Source organism: Pusillimonas sp. T2 (assembly GCF_002236805.1).
In the GTDB taxonomy this organism is placed as follows: Bacteria; Pseudomonadota; Gammaproteobacteria; order Burkholderiales; family Burkholderiaceae_B; genus Neopusillimonas.
Map to the genome: position 1 here is coordinate 106,664 of NZ_NIQA01000006.1, position 15,858 is coordinate 122,521.

Consider the following 15,858-nt stretch of genomic DNA (forward strand, 5'->3'; position numbering starts at 1 on the left):
TCCATCATGCGCAGGCGCGCCACTTGCATGAACAAAAAGGCCGGGTATCCCCGGCCTTTTTTATGGCTTAGCGTTGCTATTTCTCTTTATATCGTACCGGAGTAGTGGCACTGCTACCGCGTGTGTTTCACGGCCCTTATAGAACGTACCTTTAGCGTTCAGGTCGTGTCACCCAGGGCTACAACGTTCGGCCGAAATCGTCTGGGTTGGGCTGCACGTAGTAGCCCACAAACTGGCGCGTTTTATGATCGTCGATAAAGCCGGCGCTGCTGGACGCATGAGGAATCAGGTCGGGCGACTGAGGCCGCGAAATGACATAACCCTGCACGTAGTCGACACCCAAGTCTTTCAGGGTACGCAAGGTAGGGATATCTTCAGCCCATTCGGCAATGGTGAACATATTCAGGCTTTGCGCCAGGGTCACAATGGCGCGCACGATGGCTACATCGGTAGGGTGGTCATTCATGCTGCGAATAAACGCACCATCGATCTTCAAGGCATTGGCCGGCAATTGCTTAAGGTATGCAAACGACGTGTAACCGGCGCCAAAGTCGTCTAGTGCCACACGCGCCCCCAGGCTTTGCAAGCGCGTAATAAAACTGCGCGTACTGGCCAAATCGTGCAACGCTACGGTTTCTGTAATTTCTACCAGCAACTTACGGGCCACATGGGCGTAACGCTCGAATGTGGCAAAAAACTCTTCAACAAAGGGCTCGTCGTTAAGAGACATGCCGCTTAAATTGACGCAAACAAAGGCAGTGTTGTCGAGCTTTCCTGAGTTTTCGTCAAGCCAGCTTAATGTTGTGTTGACCACCCAGCGGTCGATCTGACTCATGACGCCGCTTTCTTCGGCTGCCGCGATAATTTTTCCGGTAGGTACCAGCTTGCCATTGCGGTCGTGCTTGCGCAGCAAGACTTCAAAATTCAGCGAACCAAAGGGGTCGCTTAGCGACATAATGGGCTGCATCACCAGCGACAGGCCATCGGACGAAAACCCACTGTTGAATTCGCGCAGTAGCCGCAGCTCCTGGCCTTGCTCGGCCAATTGACGGGCATCGTGGCGCTGCACCAGCACCTGCCCGGTTTGCGACTTGCGCGCCATTCGGGCAGCACGCTTGGCGACCACAATGGCATCTTCGGGTTCGAGCTGAGTATGCTCAAGCTCGACCAAGCCCATAGAACATTTGAACTTGAAGGGCGCGCCGCCAATCATCAACGGACGAACCAGAAGGTCGTCGATGATCTTCTGCGCCAGTTCGCGGGCCCTCTCAAGGGTAACGTTAGTAAAAAACAGTAAAAACTCAGAGCCCGTCAGCCGGCCCATTTGACCGTTCAGGCCTAATATTGCTTTAACGCGATCGCAGATTTGCCTCAGCACATCATCGCCCACCGCTTTGCCGTACAGGTTGTTGACGGTTTTCAATGAGTTCAGCTCAAGGTAGCCCAACTTGTACGTCTCGCACTCGGCCATGCGCTCAAGGCTGACCCGCAGCTCGGCGTCTACGCCATGGTGATTCAAGGTGTCGGTAAGCGGGTCGCGGTTGGCCTGCAAACGCAATTGCGAAATAGCATCGGTATGGCCGGTGATATCTTGCAGTGAGCCTTCGATCTGGTCATTTTCCAGAACCGCTTTAACCCGGTACGAGCTGCGCTTCTGGTCGGGCGACTGACGCAGGTTCTGCATTTCAAGTTCAACCTCGCCATCTCGCTCGAGATGATCGACCAGCTTGATCCAGGCTTGGCGGCCGAAATGATTTTCCCATAAGGCCTTTTCGCCCTCGAGGTTGGCTACTCCCAGCATGGCCAACAGCGCGGGATTCGCCCGGGTCAGGGCACCGCTCATGGAAAGGGTAAACAAACCCACCGGGGCGACGTTATACACCCGGCTCAGTTCGGCTTGCGCCTTAATGCGATGATGACGCTCTTTACGTTCGCTATTGGCAATAACCAACGCAATCAGCAGACTGGACACAAACGCGGCCGCAATATGCATGATGGTGTCGTCAAACAGATCGACATGCAGCGCCGACGCAAACAGGCCCATGGCACCCGAACCAATGCCGATAACAACAGCAAGGGTTACGCTGTACCAAACGGCCTCGACAGAGCGGGTTAAACGAATGGCGCGAACCAGCAAAAACGCAACCAGGGCAATAGCAACGCCCACAACGCCCCACATGACGGGCAGAAACTGGTCGTAAGGCAACGCCAATGCCGCCACCAGCAACAATATGCCCGAGAAACGGCCCAGCGCCTGCAACCGCGCATGGCCAATTTGGGCTAGCTCGCTACGGAACAGTTGTGTGAACAGGGCGTAAGTCAGGATGTAATACAGCGCGATGGTGACCGCACGCATTAGCGGCACCAGGGTGAGAGGTACGGCCTGGCCTAACCAGAGCGTATCCCAGCCCATGGACAAGGCTGTCAGCCGCAAATTACCAACAAGCCAACCCGCGAACAGCACATACAGCCATTTACGACTGGCGGCAGCGACGAGCAACAAGGCCAAAGACAGCGCCAGAACCACGCCTTCGAGCATGGGAATGGCCTGAAAAGCACCCGAGGCGAAATAACTGACTCGCCCCCAATAGATGAGCGTACCCAGCGCAAAAAGCACGACGACGAACGGGACGGTATATGCGGCAAATGCACTGACCACACGATCAAGGCCGGTCTCGCCGGGCTTAGCCTGCGTTTGGTCTTGTGCTGGTTTCATACCGCTCAAAATACAACCATCCTGCTCCCCGAGCTTGCTGCGTTAATCAAGTACGACTTCATGTTCAAAAAGGCTTTCCAGCTTCTCACGAGGGCGCACCACGGTAAAGGTGTCGTTATCGACCATGACCTCGGCGGCACGCGGACGCGTATTGTATTGACTGGCCATGGTGAAGGCATAGGCCCCCGCAGACATAATCGCCAATAAATCGCCCTGCGCCAATGCCAGGCTACGATTACGGGCCAGCCAGTCACCGCTTTCACAGATGGGGCCAACAATATCGTAGGTTTGTACTTGCCCGCCAACCGGCGTCACAACCTGCTCAACGCTGTGCCATGCATCGTAAAGCGTGGGGCGGATCAGATCGTTCATGGCCGCATCGACAATAGCGAAGTTTTTAGCATCGGTATGTTTCAGATATTCGATGCGTGTGAGTAACACACCCGCGTTGCCCACCAACGATCGCCCGGGCTCGAGCACTATTTGCAAATGCCCGAAACCTTGCGCGTCAAGCTTTTCGAACACTTTGTCGAGGAGCATTTTGGGCGTCAAAGGGGTCTCGTCGGTGTAACGAATCCCGATACCGCCGCCCAGGTCGAGGTGCCGGATATTCACACCCAGGCCTGCCAAGTGCTTAATAAGCACCAACAATTTGTCGAGCGCATCGAGATAAGGGCTGACCTCGGTGATTTGCGAGCCGATATGACAATCGACCCCGACAATGTCGAGGCTGTCGTACTGCAACGCGCGCTGATACACGCCGGGCGCGTCTTCGATGGCAATACCGAACTTGTTTTCTTTCAGGCCGGTAGAAATATAAGGGTGCGTCTGGGCATCGACATCGGGGTTGACACGCAGCGATACAGGCGCAACCTTACCCATGTCGTGAGCCACCTGGGCCAGGCGCTGAAGTTCGGGTTCGGACTCAACGTTGAAACACTTTACGCCGGCCTTGAGCGCGGCGCGCATTTCCCACTCTTGTTTGCCAACACCCGAAAACACCACTTTACCGGCATCGCCGCCAACGGCCAGCACGCGAGCCAGCTCGCCGCCCGACACGATATCAAAGCCGGACCCGAGCTTGCGAAACTCGTTTAAGACCGCCAGGTTGGAGTTGGCTTTCATGCCATAACACACCAGCACATTACGGCCGATAGCCGCTTGCTGATATGCCCCCCAGGCATCGTGCAGCGCCCGCTTTGAATAGACGTATAGCGGGGTGCCGAAGCGCTCTGCCAGTAGGGTCAGGGGAACGTTTTCGGCGTGAAGCACACCCTGATGAAACGCAAAATGGGGGGAGACGGTCATTGTGAAGCTTTTATTACAATTAACAAAAAACAGCGTCTAATCATATCAATGATCAGACGCCGATAGGAGTTTTAACATACGAGGGTTAACGCGATGTTGCAGGCCCTTCAGACATGTTTTGCGGGGCCGGTGGCGGTTGCGTCAGTGCTGGATCGGGGGCTTCGGGGGGCGGCATGTAAAGCGCCCCTTTGTAGCCGCAGGCAGCCAACGTCAAAAACATGGCCATGCTGGCTACAATGCGGGTAACCGATGCCGCGGTTGTCGATGTACAAGTCGCGCGCATAAATTCATACTCCAAAAGCTTTGCAGGTAGCCATTATGAACGAAACAGAATTTCTTGCACGCAGTGAAGCCATCCTGGACCACATCGAAAGCCAGTCTGACGACTGGATGTCGCTTTATGACATCGACGTCGAAGCCAATCGTAGCGGCAACGTATTAACGCTGATTTTCGACAACAGCATTCATGTCGTCATCAACAGCCAGGCGCCCATGCAAGAAATGTGGGTGGCGGCGCGCAGCGGGGGCTTTCATTACCGCTTCGACGGCACGCATTGGGTCGATACCCGTGGCGGCCCAAACATGGCAGACGCACTTTCACAGATTTGCACCGAAGCCTGCGGCGGGCAACCTATTAAAGTCGTGGTGTAGCCTGCCAAGAGCGCTAGGCTACCGGCGCTTGCTGCACCGGTAGCTCACCAGCCTTCAGGGCGGTACCGCCCGAAAGACTGGCTAGAACTGCACACGTTGGGGTTGTGCCGCTTCGGGGGCAGGGCCATACGACGGACCGCCACCACCCAACTGATCTAACAGCGCCCCAATGCCATCAGCCCCCCCAGCCGGCGCCGCACCACTCGGTGTAGCCCCTTGGGGAATCTGGCCATTCAGCATGAGCTCTTCAGGCGACGGCAAACCGACCCGGGCCACGGCCTTGCCTGGCGGGAACTCGGCAAAGTAAAAGTCGCCGCCTTCGCGCGTCAAACCTTCGGGCAACGGACCGGGCTCAGCAATAGGCTGGTCTTTAAGCGCTACGCGCATGTAATCAAGCCAGATCGGCAGCGAAGCGCCACCCCCCGTTTCGCGAGAGCCCAACGACCGCGGCTGATCAAAGCCCATCCAGGCCACGCCCACAATATTTGGAGTGAAGCCAGCGAACCAGGCGTCGTGAGAATCGTTGGTAGTGCCGGTTTTACCGCCGACATCAGGGCGTTTCAGATCGCGTGCCAAACGCGCTGCCGTACCTTGGCGAGCAATACCGCGCATGATGTCGTTCATGACATAGGCCGTACGCGGGTCAATAACACGTGCAGCCGCGTCTCCGGCCACAACAGGCTTGGCCTGCATAATGACCTTGCCATCGGCATCGGTCACGCGGTCGATAAGGTAGGGCGGCACCCGGTAACCCCCGTTAGCAAACACCGAATACCCACCGGCCAGTTGCAGCGGCGTCACGCCGCCCGCCCCAAGGGCCAAGGGCAGCACTGCGGGGTTACGCGCACGTTCGAAACCAAAACGGGTGATGTAGTCTTGCACGTACTGCGGGCCAACCGCTTGCATGATACGTATAGACACCATGTTTTTGGACTTATACAAACCCTCGCGCAGGGTCAGCATGGGCTCGTAGGTATTGCCGTAGTTTTTGGGCTCCCACGCTTTCGAGCCGGTTTGCTCTGCCGTCAAACGGAAGGGCTCGTCGGATACCTGCGTCGCAGGTGTCATGCCGCGCTCGAGTGCACTGGCGTAGATAAAGGGCTTGAAGGCCGAGCCGGGCTGACGCCACGCCTGCGTCACCCGATTAAATTGCTCTTCAAAGTCAAAGCCGCCCACCATGGCCCTGATGGCGCCGTCTTGCGGGCGCAACGCCACAAAAGCCGCCTGCACCGAAGGACGATTTAAGAGCTCCCAGGCGTCGCCATTTTTACGGACATACACCACCGAACCACGCGAAATGCGGACGTCGGCCTTGGCGTTTTTAGCCAAGCCCCGAGCTACGACCTTAAGGGCCGATTTGTCGGTGATCTCGACAATTTGTTCCGGGCTACGCGCTACTACGATCTTGTCTGGCGCGGCAGACAACACCAGGCCAACCAGCAAGTCGTCGCTATCGCGGTACTTGTCCTGGATTTTCTCAAGAACGGCATCGAACTGCTCGGCGTTGTTCTCTATACCATCGGGCAAGTCGATAGTTTCTTCAGGACCGGGGTAAGGCGCACGACGGGTGTAGTCAAGAATGCCGTTGCGCACGGCCTCGTAGGCCTGCTGCTGCTCTTTTGAGTCGATGGTGGTGTAGATATTGAACCCACGCGAATAGATGTTGTCTTGGTAAACCGTAAACAACAACTGACGCGCCAGCTCTGCCGCGTATTCGGCATGAATGGCATAGCCGCCCGCAGGCGTGCCAGGGGCCGACTTCAGCACAATGGGCTGAGCAGCCGCCTGCTGATACTCTTCGGGGGTGATATAGCCCAGGTCGCGCATGCGGCCCAACACATACATTTGGCGTGATTTTGCACGCGACAAATTGGCAATAGGGTTAAACCTCGACGGTGCCTTCGGAATGCCCGCCAGCATGGCGGCTTCGGCAAGTGTGATGTCGGGCAACGGTTTGCCAAAATATGTACGCGACGCCGCCGCAAACCCATACGAACGATGCCCCAGGTAAATCTGGTTCATGTACAGATCGAGAATTTCGTTCTTCGACAGGGTGGCTTCGATTTTGAACGTCAGCAGCAGTTCGTAGAACTTGCGGGTGTAAGTTTTTTCTGAAGACAAATAGAAATTACGGGCCACCTGCATGGTAATGGTGCTGGCGCCTTGCGTTTTGGCCATGCTAACCATATTTGCCAACGCTGCACGCCCCACGCCCATCCAGTCGATACCACTATGCTGGTAAAAACGGTCGTCTTCAGCCGCCAAAATCGCCGACTTCATGACGTCGGGGATCTCGTTGAACCGCAGCACATTGCGCCGCTCTTCGCCGAATTCGCCAATCAGGACCTTGTCGGCCGTGTAAATACGCAGCGGCACCCGCGGCCGGTAATCGATCATGGCGGACAAGTCGGGCAGGTTAGGCCAGGCCAACGCCAGTGCCAGCGTCCCCAACAATGCGCCACACAAGCCCAGGCCGGCAAAAAACACGGCTGTTTTGATCAGAAAACGCCGGACCCAATGACTTGATTCGGGGGCCGCGTTTTTGGAAGATTTTGCAGATGAACTCATTTAAGGGCGATTTTAAGTCGGGGATGAATCAGACTATGATGGATGCTTCAGGTTTATGTAACAGTTTAATGCAGCATCCGCGACCACTGGCCCGTTGGCTAGTGGGATAATACACAAATGAACGACACGACACGCAACCTTGCCGAACCCTGCGTGGTGGCTTTGCCGCACAACCGCCCGATTTTTTTGGTGGGCATGATGGGCGCCGGTAAAACAACCATTGGGCGCAGCCTGGCCAAAATACTGGGCCGCGAATTCATTGACCTTGATCAAGCCATTGAAGCGCGCTGCGGCGTGCCGGTTTCACATATCTTTGAGGTCGAAGGCGAAGAAGGGTTCCGTAAACGCGAAACCCTTTTACTCGACGAATACTCTCAGCAACCGGGTATTGTACTGGCGACAGGCGGCGGTGCGGTACTTGCGGCGCAAAATCGGCGCATCCTGGCCGAACGTGGCGTGGTTGTTTATTTACGCGCCTCTGACGAAGAACTCTACCGTCGTGTCGCCAAAGACCGCAACCGCCCACTGTTGCAAACCGCCAACCCGCGCGCCCGCGTAACCGAATTACTTACCCAACGCGCCCCGCTCTACGAAGAAGTCGCCCACGTCGCTTTCGACACGGGCAGCATGCCCATTGCCCAAGCCGCCGACGCCCTGGTTCAACTGCTTAAATCAACTCCTGTTCCATCATGACTACAACTGTCAACGTTGCCACCCCCGGTGGGCATTACCCCATTCACATCGGCACGGGTCGCCTCGACCACCTTCACGAAAGCGTGCCCGCCGATGCCACTGCCATCGCACTCGTCACCAACCCCACAGTAGGCGACCTGTATGCCAAAAGGGCAACAGCAGCCCTGCAAAAGTCGGGCAAAACAGTCATTACCATTACGCTTCCCGACGGCGAAACCTACAAAGACTGGCAAACACTTAATCTCATTTTTGATGGCTTGTTACAAAACCGCCTCGACCGCAAATGCCTGCTGGTCGCACTGGGCGGCGGCGTTATCGGCGACATGGTCGGCTTTGCCGCGTCAAGCTACATGCGCGGCGTACGCTTTTTACAGGTACCCACTACGGTGCTGTCGCAAGTCGACTCGTCAGTCGGTGGCAAAACCGCCATTAACCACCCCCTGGGCAAAAACATGATCGGTGCGTTTTACCAGCCCATCGCAGTCGAAATCGACATCGATGTGCTCCACACGCTGCCCGAACGCGAAATTTCCGCGGGCCTGGCCGAAGTCATCAAGTACGGTTTAATTATCGATGCCGAATTCTTCGACTGGTGTGAAGCCCATGTCGATGCACTTCGCGCACTCGACGCCGATGCAATTCGCTATGCCATCCAACGGTCATGCGAACTTAAAGCTTATGTCGTTGGCCAAGATGAACGCGAATCGGGCCTGCGCGCCATACTTAACTTCGGTCACACCTTCGGGCACGCGATTGAAGCCGGCATGGGCTATGGCGAATGGTTGCACGGTGAAGCCGTGGGCTGCGGCATGGTGCAGGCAGCCGCACTGTCTGCGGTCACCACCGGGCTCGATGCCGCTAGTGTCCAGCGTGTTCACGACCTGGTCCATGCCATTGGCTGCCCGGTCGTACCGCCCAACCTGGGTACCGAGCGCTGGGTCGAACTGATGCAGGTAGACAAAAAAACCGAGGGCGGGCACCTGCGCTTCGTGCTTCTGCCTAAAATAGGCCAGGCCGTTGTGCAAGGCGCACCCCTTAATGTGGTGCGCGACGTCTTGCATAAAACGGCAGTCCCGGTTTTATAAGGAGCTTGAATGGCGGTGTTGGCCCCGTACGCATGTCGTCCAGAACAGTCCCGAGGCCGGGTCCATCCCGAAGCACCGCCTGCCGGCCGCACCGAGTTCCAACGCGACCGCGACCGCATCATTCATTGCAATGCCTTCAGGCTGCTCGAATACAAAACCCAGGTCTTCATCAACCACGAAGGCGACCTGTTTCGTACGCGCTTGACGCACAGTATCGAAGTCGCGCAAATTGCCCGCAGCCTGGCGCGTAACCTGGGCCTGCACGAAGACCTGACCGAGGCCATTTCGTTGGCTCACGACCTGGGCCACACGCCGTTTGGGCACGCCGGCCAAGACGAGCTTAACGCGTGCATGCGCGAACTGGCGCCCAGCGCTGGCGGCTTCGAACATAACCTGCAAAGCCTGCGCGTGGTCGACACCCTCGAAGAGCGCTATGCCGCGTTTAATGGCCTGAATCTGTGCTTCGAAACCCGTGAAGGCATCCTTAAACATTGCTCGTTAAAGCATGCCCGGCAACTCGGCGTCATTGGTGAACGATTCATCCTGCGGCAGCAGCCTTCGTTAGAAGCGCAAATTGCCAACTTGGCCGACGAAATCGCCTACAACAACCACGACATCGACGATGGCCTGCGTTCGGGTTTGATTACCATCGAGCAACTACAAATGCTGGAAATTTTTGCCACGCATCATGCTCAAGTCACCCGCCGCTATCGCAACCTCGACCGTAAACGCGTCATTGCCGAAACGATACGGGCCATGATCAACACGCTGATCATTGACCTGACCGACACCACCCTGGCCAATATCGAACAGCACCAGCCCGACAGCCCCGATGCCGTCAGGCGCTGCCCGCCGCTGGCGGCATTTTCGCCGCCCGTACGGGCCCAGGCCGACGCCCTGAAGCGTTTCTTGCTTGAAAATTTGTACCGGCACCACCAGGTGATGCGCATGACGACCAAGGCACGACGCATTGTGCGCGAACTGTTCACAGCCTACTTGAACGAGCCCCGGTTATTGTCAAAAGAGTACCGGCGCGACAACGACGCCGAGCAGGCCCGCGCAATTGCCGACTATATTGCCGGCATGACGGACCGCTACGCCATAAAAGAGCACCGCGAACTGTTCCAGATGAACGGCGCGCAGGTGTAAGCCAACAGGCGGTGCCAGGCGCCTATCGCGGCAACCACAGACGCAATAACACCCAGCCAGGCAAAAGCGCCCATCCCGGGTCTTAATCAAATACGTCAGACTATTTATTTGCGGCTAATGCCCGCTGCAGCACTACCGCAAAATCGGTGGCTTTCATGAAACCCACCACACGCTCGTCGGCCAAATGCTGGCCATTCGCCTTGAAAAACATAATGCCGGGCGGCCCGAACAAACTGAAGCGACGCAGCAGGGCACGATCGTCATCGGTATTTTTGGTGACGTCGGCCTGAACCAGCACAAACTGTTGCATCAATTGGGCAACTGTGGGGTCGGTAAAAGTAAAGCGCTCCATTTCGATGCACGACACGCACCAGTCAGCGTAAAAATCGAGCAGCACCGGGCGATTACTATTGGCCAACAAATGGTCGAGCTCTTGTACCGAAGCCACCTTGACGAACTGCGATTTAATATTTGCTGATGCTGACCCTGCCGGCACAAGGCCATTCGACGCCGCGCTGCCAGATGCCGGCAAACCGCCTGCCAAACCAGCGCTTGTCGCCTGCCCAGACGACTGAAGCGCCACAAGGCCAGACAATGGCTGAAGTACGCTGTAGGTACCGCCGGCCACGCCCACCAGCATCAAGACAGCCCAAACCGCCAGCACGGCACCGCACGCCTTGCGCAAGTATGCCCAGACACCCGCGTCAACCCGACGGAACATACCCAGCATAATAGCCGTCCACATCGCCAGAATGATCCAACCCGCAACCATCACACTATCGGGCAACACGGGATTGAGCATCCACCACGCCGTCGCCAGCAGCATCACCCCAAACGCTTGGCGCACACCTTCCATCCAGGGCCCGGCTTTGGGTAGCAGGGCACCGGAGCCCGCACCCAATACCAACAACAACAGACCTTGCCCCCAAGCCAGGGCAAACAGAGCACTGCCGCCCAACACCCAATCGCCCGTTTGCGAGATAAACAGCAATACGCCGGCCAACGGGGCCGCTACGCACGGCCCGACAATAAGCGCCGAGAGCAAGCCCATGACAAACGCGCCGCCGTAATGGCCACCGGGAATTTGCGACAGGCGCTGGCTGAGCGCCGACTGCCATTGCGAGGGCGCCTGAAAGTTATACACATTGAACATGGCCAGGGCCAGCAAGGCCAGCAAGAGGGCAAACACCGACAACACCCATGGCGTTTGCAGCCAGGCCGCCAGGCCCGCTCCAACCAGGCCCGCCGCCACGCCCATGGCGGTATATAACAGGGACACCCCCAGCAAATAAACAGCCGCCAGCGACAGGCCGCGCCAACGCCCCGGCGTAGCACCCGCGCCCTGGCTGCCGGCAATAACGGCCAGCACAATAGGCACCATGGGCAGCACGCAAGGCGTAAAGGTCAGCAACACGCCCAGCAACAGGGCCAGGGCAATAATCGTGATGGCATCGGCCTGAGCAAGATACCCGGCCAGGCCGACATCAGTGGCTCTGATGGCATCGGTAAACGATGTTTTGTCGGCAGGATTGACGATGGTCGACAACGGTTCGGGCACTGCATCTGTGGCGCCCGGCCCCGATACGGTATAGCCGTTTTCGCCCGGCGTGAGGGTAAGGGACTTGGTAATAGGCGGGTAGCACAGCCCGGCGTCGGCACACCCTTGGCTGGTGATGTCGAGCGTTTGAGCGCCCGTTGCCCCGGGTTTAAGCGACACCGCCAGCGTCACTTGCCGGTAGTAGACCTCGAGGTCTTCCCCGAAAGTTTCATCAAACTTCACCAACCCCGGAGGGAATGCCACAGCCCCAATCAAATCAGGATCGGGCTGACTGGCCAGCGCAAAACGCGTCCGGTACATGTAGTACTCGGGCGCAATTTTGTAATGTATGCGCAGCTCGTTCGGGCCGTTCATGGCCGCCGACATAACGAAGGCGACATCAGGATCAAGAAACTCTTCTTGTGCGTTTGCCGGGGCCATGACCATGTGGCCGATAGCCGCCAGCAACCCGATGACCAGCATTAAGATCCGGGCGTATAACCTGTACAACATGAGGTGTCCTGATGTTATGAGTCGATTGGGCGCGTTTGCGCACGCACCCAGTCAATATACGCTTCGTGGCCGCCGATGACGGGCAAAACCAGCACCTCAGGCACCTGGTAGGGGTGCAGCTCACGAATTTTTTCTATGACGTCGGGGACACGCGCCTGCGTTGTTTTTATGGTGAGGGGGATCTCTTCGGTGCCCTCGAGCACCCCTTGCCACATATACATGGACAACCCCGGCGCGCCAAGGTTCACACAGGCAGCCAAGCCGTCTTCCACCAGATAGTGGGCAATGCGCTTGGCCAGCAGGGTGTCGGGGGCGTTGGTAAGCATTACAACCAGGTCGGTACTCATGAGCGCTCGCTACGCGAGCCCGCGGGCTACGGGCAACGCCGTCAAGTTTAACTCAGGCCCATCAGGCCAGCCCGAGCTGGCCCAGTCACCAACAAAAAAGCCCCGCAGCTAATGCCGCGGGGCTTTGAACGAACAACGAACGCAGCGGGCTGTACCACGCTGTATCAGCCGCTATTTAGTTCATTTTGCACTCGGGAGCAAAAACGTCGTTGTGCTTTTCGAGCACTTTGCGGACAACTTTAGGTGCCAGCTCGCCCTTGTCGTTACGCACGATCTGAATCAGGTAGTAGTCCTGAATAGGATGGTGGTTGGTGTCGTAGGCGAAGTTACCGCGAACCGACTGGAATTCGGCTTTGCGCATGGCATCGCGGAAGGCGTCGGCTTTAGACATATCGCCACCGTTGGCTTTCAGGCCTGCGCCAATAGAGTTCGCGGTATCGTAGGCCAAAGCGGCGTAGTGGGTTGGGGTACGGCCATACTCAGCCTCGAACGCCTTGACGAAATCGGCATTACCGGGAACGTCGAGGCTAGGCGCCCACAATGCAACGGTATACAGGCCTTCGGCTGCGTCGCCAGTGGCTTTAAGCATACGCAAGTCCATCGAGAACACAGGCAGAACCATAGGAATGGTTTTGTTCAGACCGGAAGCGGCATATTGCTTGGCGAAGTTAATACCAAGACCACCAGGGTGGAACTGATAAATAGCATCGGGCTTCATGTCGCGGATACGCGCCATTTCGATGGAGAAGTCGGACTGGTCAAGCTTGGTATAGATTTCGGCCAGAACTTCGCCTTTGTACAAGCGCTTGAAGCCGGCGAGTGCGTCGCGACCCGCTTGGTAGTTAGGTGCAAGCAACACGACTTTTTTGTAGCCCAGTTCGTTTGCGGCAGCACCACCGGCAGCGTGAACCGCCGAGTTTTCGAACGAAGTGACGAAATAGTTTTTATCGCAACGCGAGCCGGCGAAAGGCGATGGGCCCGCGTTGGGGCTCACGAAGAAGCCGCCTGCCCCGGTAATAGAGGGCACGATTGCAGTCGATACATTAGAGAAAATAGGGCCTGAGAACAGACGAATACCGTCAGCCACCATACGATCGACGATTTGCTTGCCGTTGGCCGGCTTGAGGCCGTCGTCTTCAGCGATAACATTAACGGCCACACCACCCAGCTTGCCGCCGCCTTGCTTGACTGCAAGGTTAAAGCCGTCGCGAGCGTCTTCACCCAGGTAGCCCGCAGGGGTGCTAAGTGTGGTGATAAAACCAATACGGACTGGCTCTTGTGCCTGGGCAGACGCGCCCAGCGCCATCATGGCCGAGGCCACACAACCTAATGCAAGTTTTTTCAGCATGTACTACTCCTTTGAAATTAATTTCAGTGAAGGGCGGCAAATTGTTATTGATGAAAATATGCCACCCGTTCCATTCAATCTGAAACACCTGTGAAGCTTATTGGTTTTTATTTCTGACCACAACATGAATGGGGCAGGGTTTTCCCCGGATTCTTTAAAAAAAGTTGAAACTTGAACTACTTTTTAATAAAAAAACCCCGCTGCTTGTGGCAACGGGGTTTTAAAAATCGGCAGAATCAGAGCCCTGCCAGACTCGCATCAGCGCTTATTCAGCGTCTTCAGCCTGTTCGACTTCAGGACGATCGACCAGTTCCATGTAAGCCATGGGGGCGTTGTCACCCTGACGGAAACCCATTTTAAGAACACGGGTGTAACCACCGTTGCGCTCTTTGTAGCGGGGACCGATTTCGGCGAAAAGTTTGACGACGGCGTCGCGGTCACGCAGGCGAGCAAACGCAAGACGCTTGTTGGCCAGTGTGGGCTCTTTACCCAGAGTAATCAGGGGTTCGATAACGCGGCGCAATTCTTTGGCTTTGGGCAACGTGGTTTTGATGGCTTCGTGAGTAATCAGCGAAACGGCCATGTTGCGGAACATTGCCAAACGGTGGCTGCTGGTGCGGTTAAGTTTACGTAATCCACTACGGTGACGCATGATATTTCCTTTGAATCTTGTGGCCCTGCACCGGCATTACCAGTACGTGGCACGGTTGAACAGCTCTTCTATCGGTAGTTAACCCGCGGGCTGTTGGTAAAAAAGCCCGGCAAGCCCAATGCCTGCCGTGCAAAACGATGTGCCGGGTACGGCAGCCAACCTAAAACGGATGCCCGCCGTACCCGCCAGTATTAAGGACGCTCGAGACCCAGGGGCGGCCAGCTTTCCAGCTTCATGCCCAGTGTCAGGCCGCGTGCAGCCAATACTTCTTTGATTTCGTTAAGCGACTTACGACCCAGGTTAGGCGTTTTAAGCAGCTCGTTTTCGGTGCGCTGGATAAGATCACCGATGTAGTAAATGTTTTCAGCTTTAAGGCAGTTGGCCGAACGAACGGTAAGTTCGAGATCGTCGACGGGACGCAGCAATACGGGGTCGATCTGCTCTTTGCTACCGCGCGTACCGGTCGATTCGGTCGCGGCTTCGCCGGCGCCTTCAAGGGCGGCAAACACCGAGATCTGATCCATCAGCAAACGAGCCGACTGACGTACGGCTTCTTCAGGAGAAATGACGCCGTTAGTCTGGATGTCGAGGATCAACTTGTCGAGGTCGGTGCGCTGTTCAACACGGGCGCTTTCGACGGCATAGCTGACGCGACGAATAGGGCTGAACGATGCGTCGAGTACGATGCGACCAATGGTGTGCTGGCGGTCTTCGGACAGCGCGCGCACGTTACCGGGCACATAGCCGCGGCCTTGCTCAACCTTGATCTGCATCTCGAGGACGCCTTCTTCTGTCAGGTTGGCAATGACGTGGTCAGGATTGATGATTTCAACGTCGTGGGGCAGCTCGATGTCGCTGGCCAATACCGCACCGGCGCCTTGCTTACGCAGCGTCAGGGTGACTTCTTCGCGGTTGTGCAGCTTGAACACCACGCCTTTCAGGTTCAGCAGAATGTCGACGACGTCTTCGCGCACGCCGGGCAAGGTGGAGTATTCGTGCACGACACCGGTAATTTGTACTTCGGTAGGCGCGTAGCCAACCATGGAAGACAGCAAAATGCGGCGAAGGGCGTTACCCAGGGTGTGACCATAACCGCGCTCGAAGGGCTCCATGATGACTTTGGCGTGGTTCTTGCCAACGGATTCGACTTCGATAGAACGGGGTTTAAGCAAAGCTTGTGACGACATAAAGATTCCTTTTCAATACCCTCGGCTCGTTACACCGATAAGGCTGACGGACGTAGAAACGCCGGGTGCATTGAATATATGACACACGGCGGGGAATACACTGC

At 56.7% G+C, this 15,858-nt stretch carries 13 protein-coding genes; 4 read left to right on the forward strand and 9 right to left on the reverse strand.

Features of this window, described 5'->3' with window-relative positions:
* Positions 1-178: 178 nt before the first annotated feature.
* From PuT2_RS11000 to PuT2_RS11010, 3 genes are all read right to left on the reverse strand, one after another.
* Positions 179-2,716, reverse strand: coding sequence for a bifunctional diguanylate cyclase/phosphodiesterase (locus PuT2_RS11000; RefSeq protein ID WP_093971099.1), 2,538 nt, complete (start codon positions 2,714-2,716; stop codon positions 179-181).
* A gap of 42 nt (positions 2,717-2,758) precedes the next feature.
* The gene (gene lysA, locus PuT2_RS11005) at positions 2,759-4,024 is read right to left on the reverse strand and encodes a diaminopimelate decarboxylase (protein WP_093971100.1); all 1,266 of its coding nucleotides are present in this window, start codon (positions 4,022-4,024) and stop codon (positions 2,759-2,761) included.
* An 85-nt stretch (positions 4,025-4,109) separates the two neighbouring features.
* Entirely contained in the window at positions 4,110-4,307 is a 198-nt protein-coding gene (locus tag PuT2_RS11010) for a lipoprotein (protein ID WP_093971101.1), read from the reverse strand.
* 35 nt (positions 4,308-4,342) lie between these two features.
* On the opposite strand from PuT2_RS11010, the gene cyaY reads away from it, so the two are divergent.
* Positions 4,343-4,675: an iron donor protein CyaY gene (gene cyaY / locus PuT2_RS11015; protein ID WP_093971102.1), complete on the forward strand. Its 333-nt coding sequence runs from the start codon at positions 4,343-4,345 to the stop codon at positions 4,673-4,675.
* An 81-nt stretch (positions 4,676-4,756) separates the two neighbouring features.
* On the opposite strand, the gene PuT2_RS11020 is transcribed toward cyaY, so the two are convergent.
* Complete coding sequence (locus PuT2_RS11020; protein WP_093971103.1) at positions 4,757-7,243, reverse strand: penicillin-binding protein 1A; 2,487 nt, start codon at positions 7,241-7,243, stop codon at positions 4,757-4,759.
* Between the two features lie 117 nt (positions 7,244-7,360).
* Here PuT2_RS11020 and PuT2_RS11025 point away from each other — a divergent pair, with 117 nt between their 5' ends.
* The 3 genes from PuT2_RS11025 to PuT2_RS11035 are packed head-to-tail and all read left to right on the forward strand — an operon-like array spanning position 7,361 to position 10,170.
* Positions 7,361-7,936: a shikimate kinase gene (locus tag PuT2_RS11025; protein WP_254046996.1), complete on the forward strand. Its 576-nt coding sequence runs from the start codon at positions 7,361-7,363 to the stop codon at positions 7,934-7,936.
* The gene (gene aroB / locus PuT2_RS11030; RefSeq protein ID WP_093971104.1) at positions 7,933-9,021 is read left to right on the forward strand and encodes a 3-dehydroquinate synthase; all 1,089 of its coding nucleotides are present in this window, start codon (positions 7,933-7,935) and stop codon (positions 9,019-9,021) included. The genes PuT2_RS11025 and aroB overlap by 4 nt, the downstream gene beginning before the upstream one ends.
* Positions 9,022-9,030: 9 nt before the next feature.
* A complete protein-coding gene (locus tag PuT2_RS11035) occupies positions 9,031-10,170 on the forward strand; it encodes a deoxyguanosinetriphosphate triphosphohydrolase (RefSeq protein ID WP_093971105.1) in 1,140 nt (379 codons plus the stop codon).
* A 100-nt stretch (positions 10,171-10,270) separates the two neighbouring features.
* Here PuT2_RS11035 and dsbD read toward each other — a convergent pair whose 3' ends face one another.
* The 5 genes from dsbD to rpoA form a co-directional block, all read right to left on the reverse strand.
* Positions 10,271-12,220 (reverse strand): protein-disulfide reductase DsbD, encoded by a 1,950-nt coding sequence (dsbD, locus tag PuT2_RS11040; RefSeq protein WP_093971106.1) that lies wholly within the window; start codon positions 12,218-12,220, stop codon positions 10,271-10,273.
* 14 nt (positions 12,221-12,234) lie between these two features.
* Positions 12,235-12,567 (reverse strand): divalent-cation tolerance protein CutA, encoded by a 333-nt coding sequence (cutA, locus tag PuT2_RS11045; protein ID WP_093971107.1) that lies wholly within the window; start codon positions 12,565-12,567, stop codon positions 12,235-12,237.
* 175 nt (positions 12,568-12,742) lie between these two features.
* The gene (locus tag PuT2_RS11050; RefSeq protein WP_093971108.1) at positions 12,743-13,915 is read right to left on the reverse strand and encodes an ABC transporter substrate-binding protein; all 1,173 of its coding nucleotides are present in this window, start codon (positions 13,913-13,915) and stop codon (positions 12,743-12,745) included.
* 265 nt (positions 13,916-14,180) lie between these two features.
* Complete coding sequence (gene rplQ, locus PuT2_RS11055) at positions 14,181-14,567, reverse strand: 50S ribosomal protein L17 (RefSeq protein ID WP_093971109.1); 387 nt, start codon at positions 14,565-14,567, stop codon at positions 14,181-14,183.
* 191 nt (positions 14,568-14,758) lie between these two features.
* The gene (gene rpoA / locus PuT2_RS11060; RefSeq protein ID WP_093971110.1) at positions 14,759-15,754 is read right to left on the reverse strand and encodes a DNA-directed RNA polymerase subunit alpha; all 996 of its coding nucleotides are present in this window, start codon (positions 15,752-15,754) and stop codon (positions 14,759-14,761) included.
* Positions 15,755-15,858: the final 104 nt, after the last annotated feature.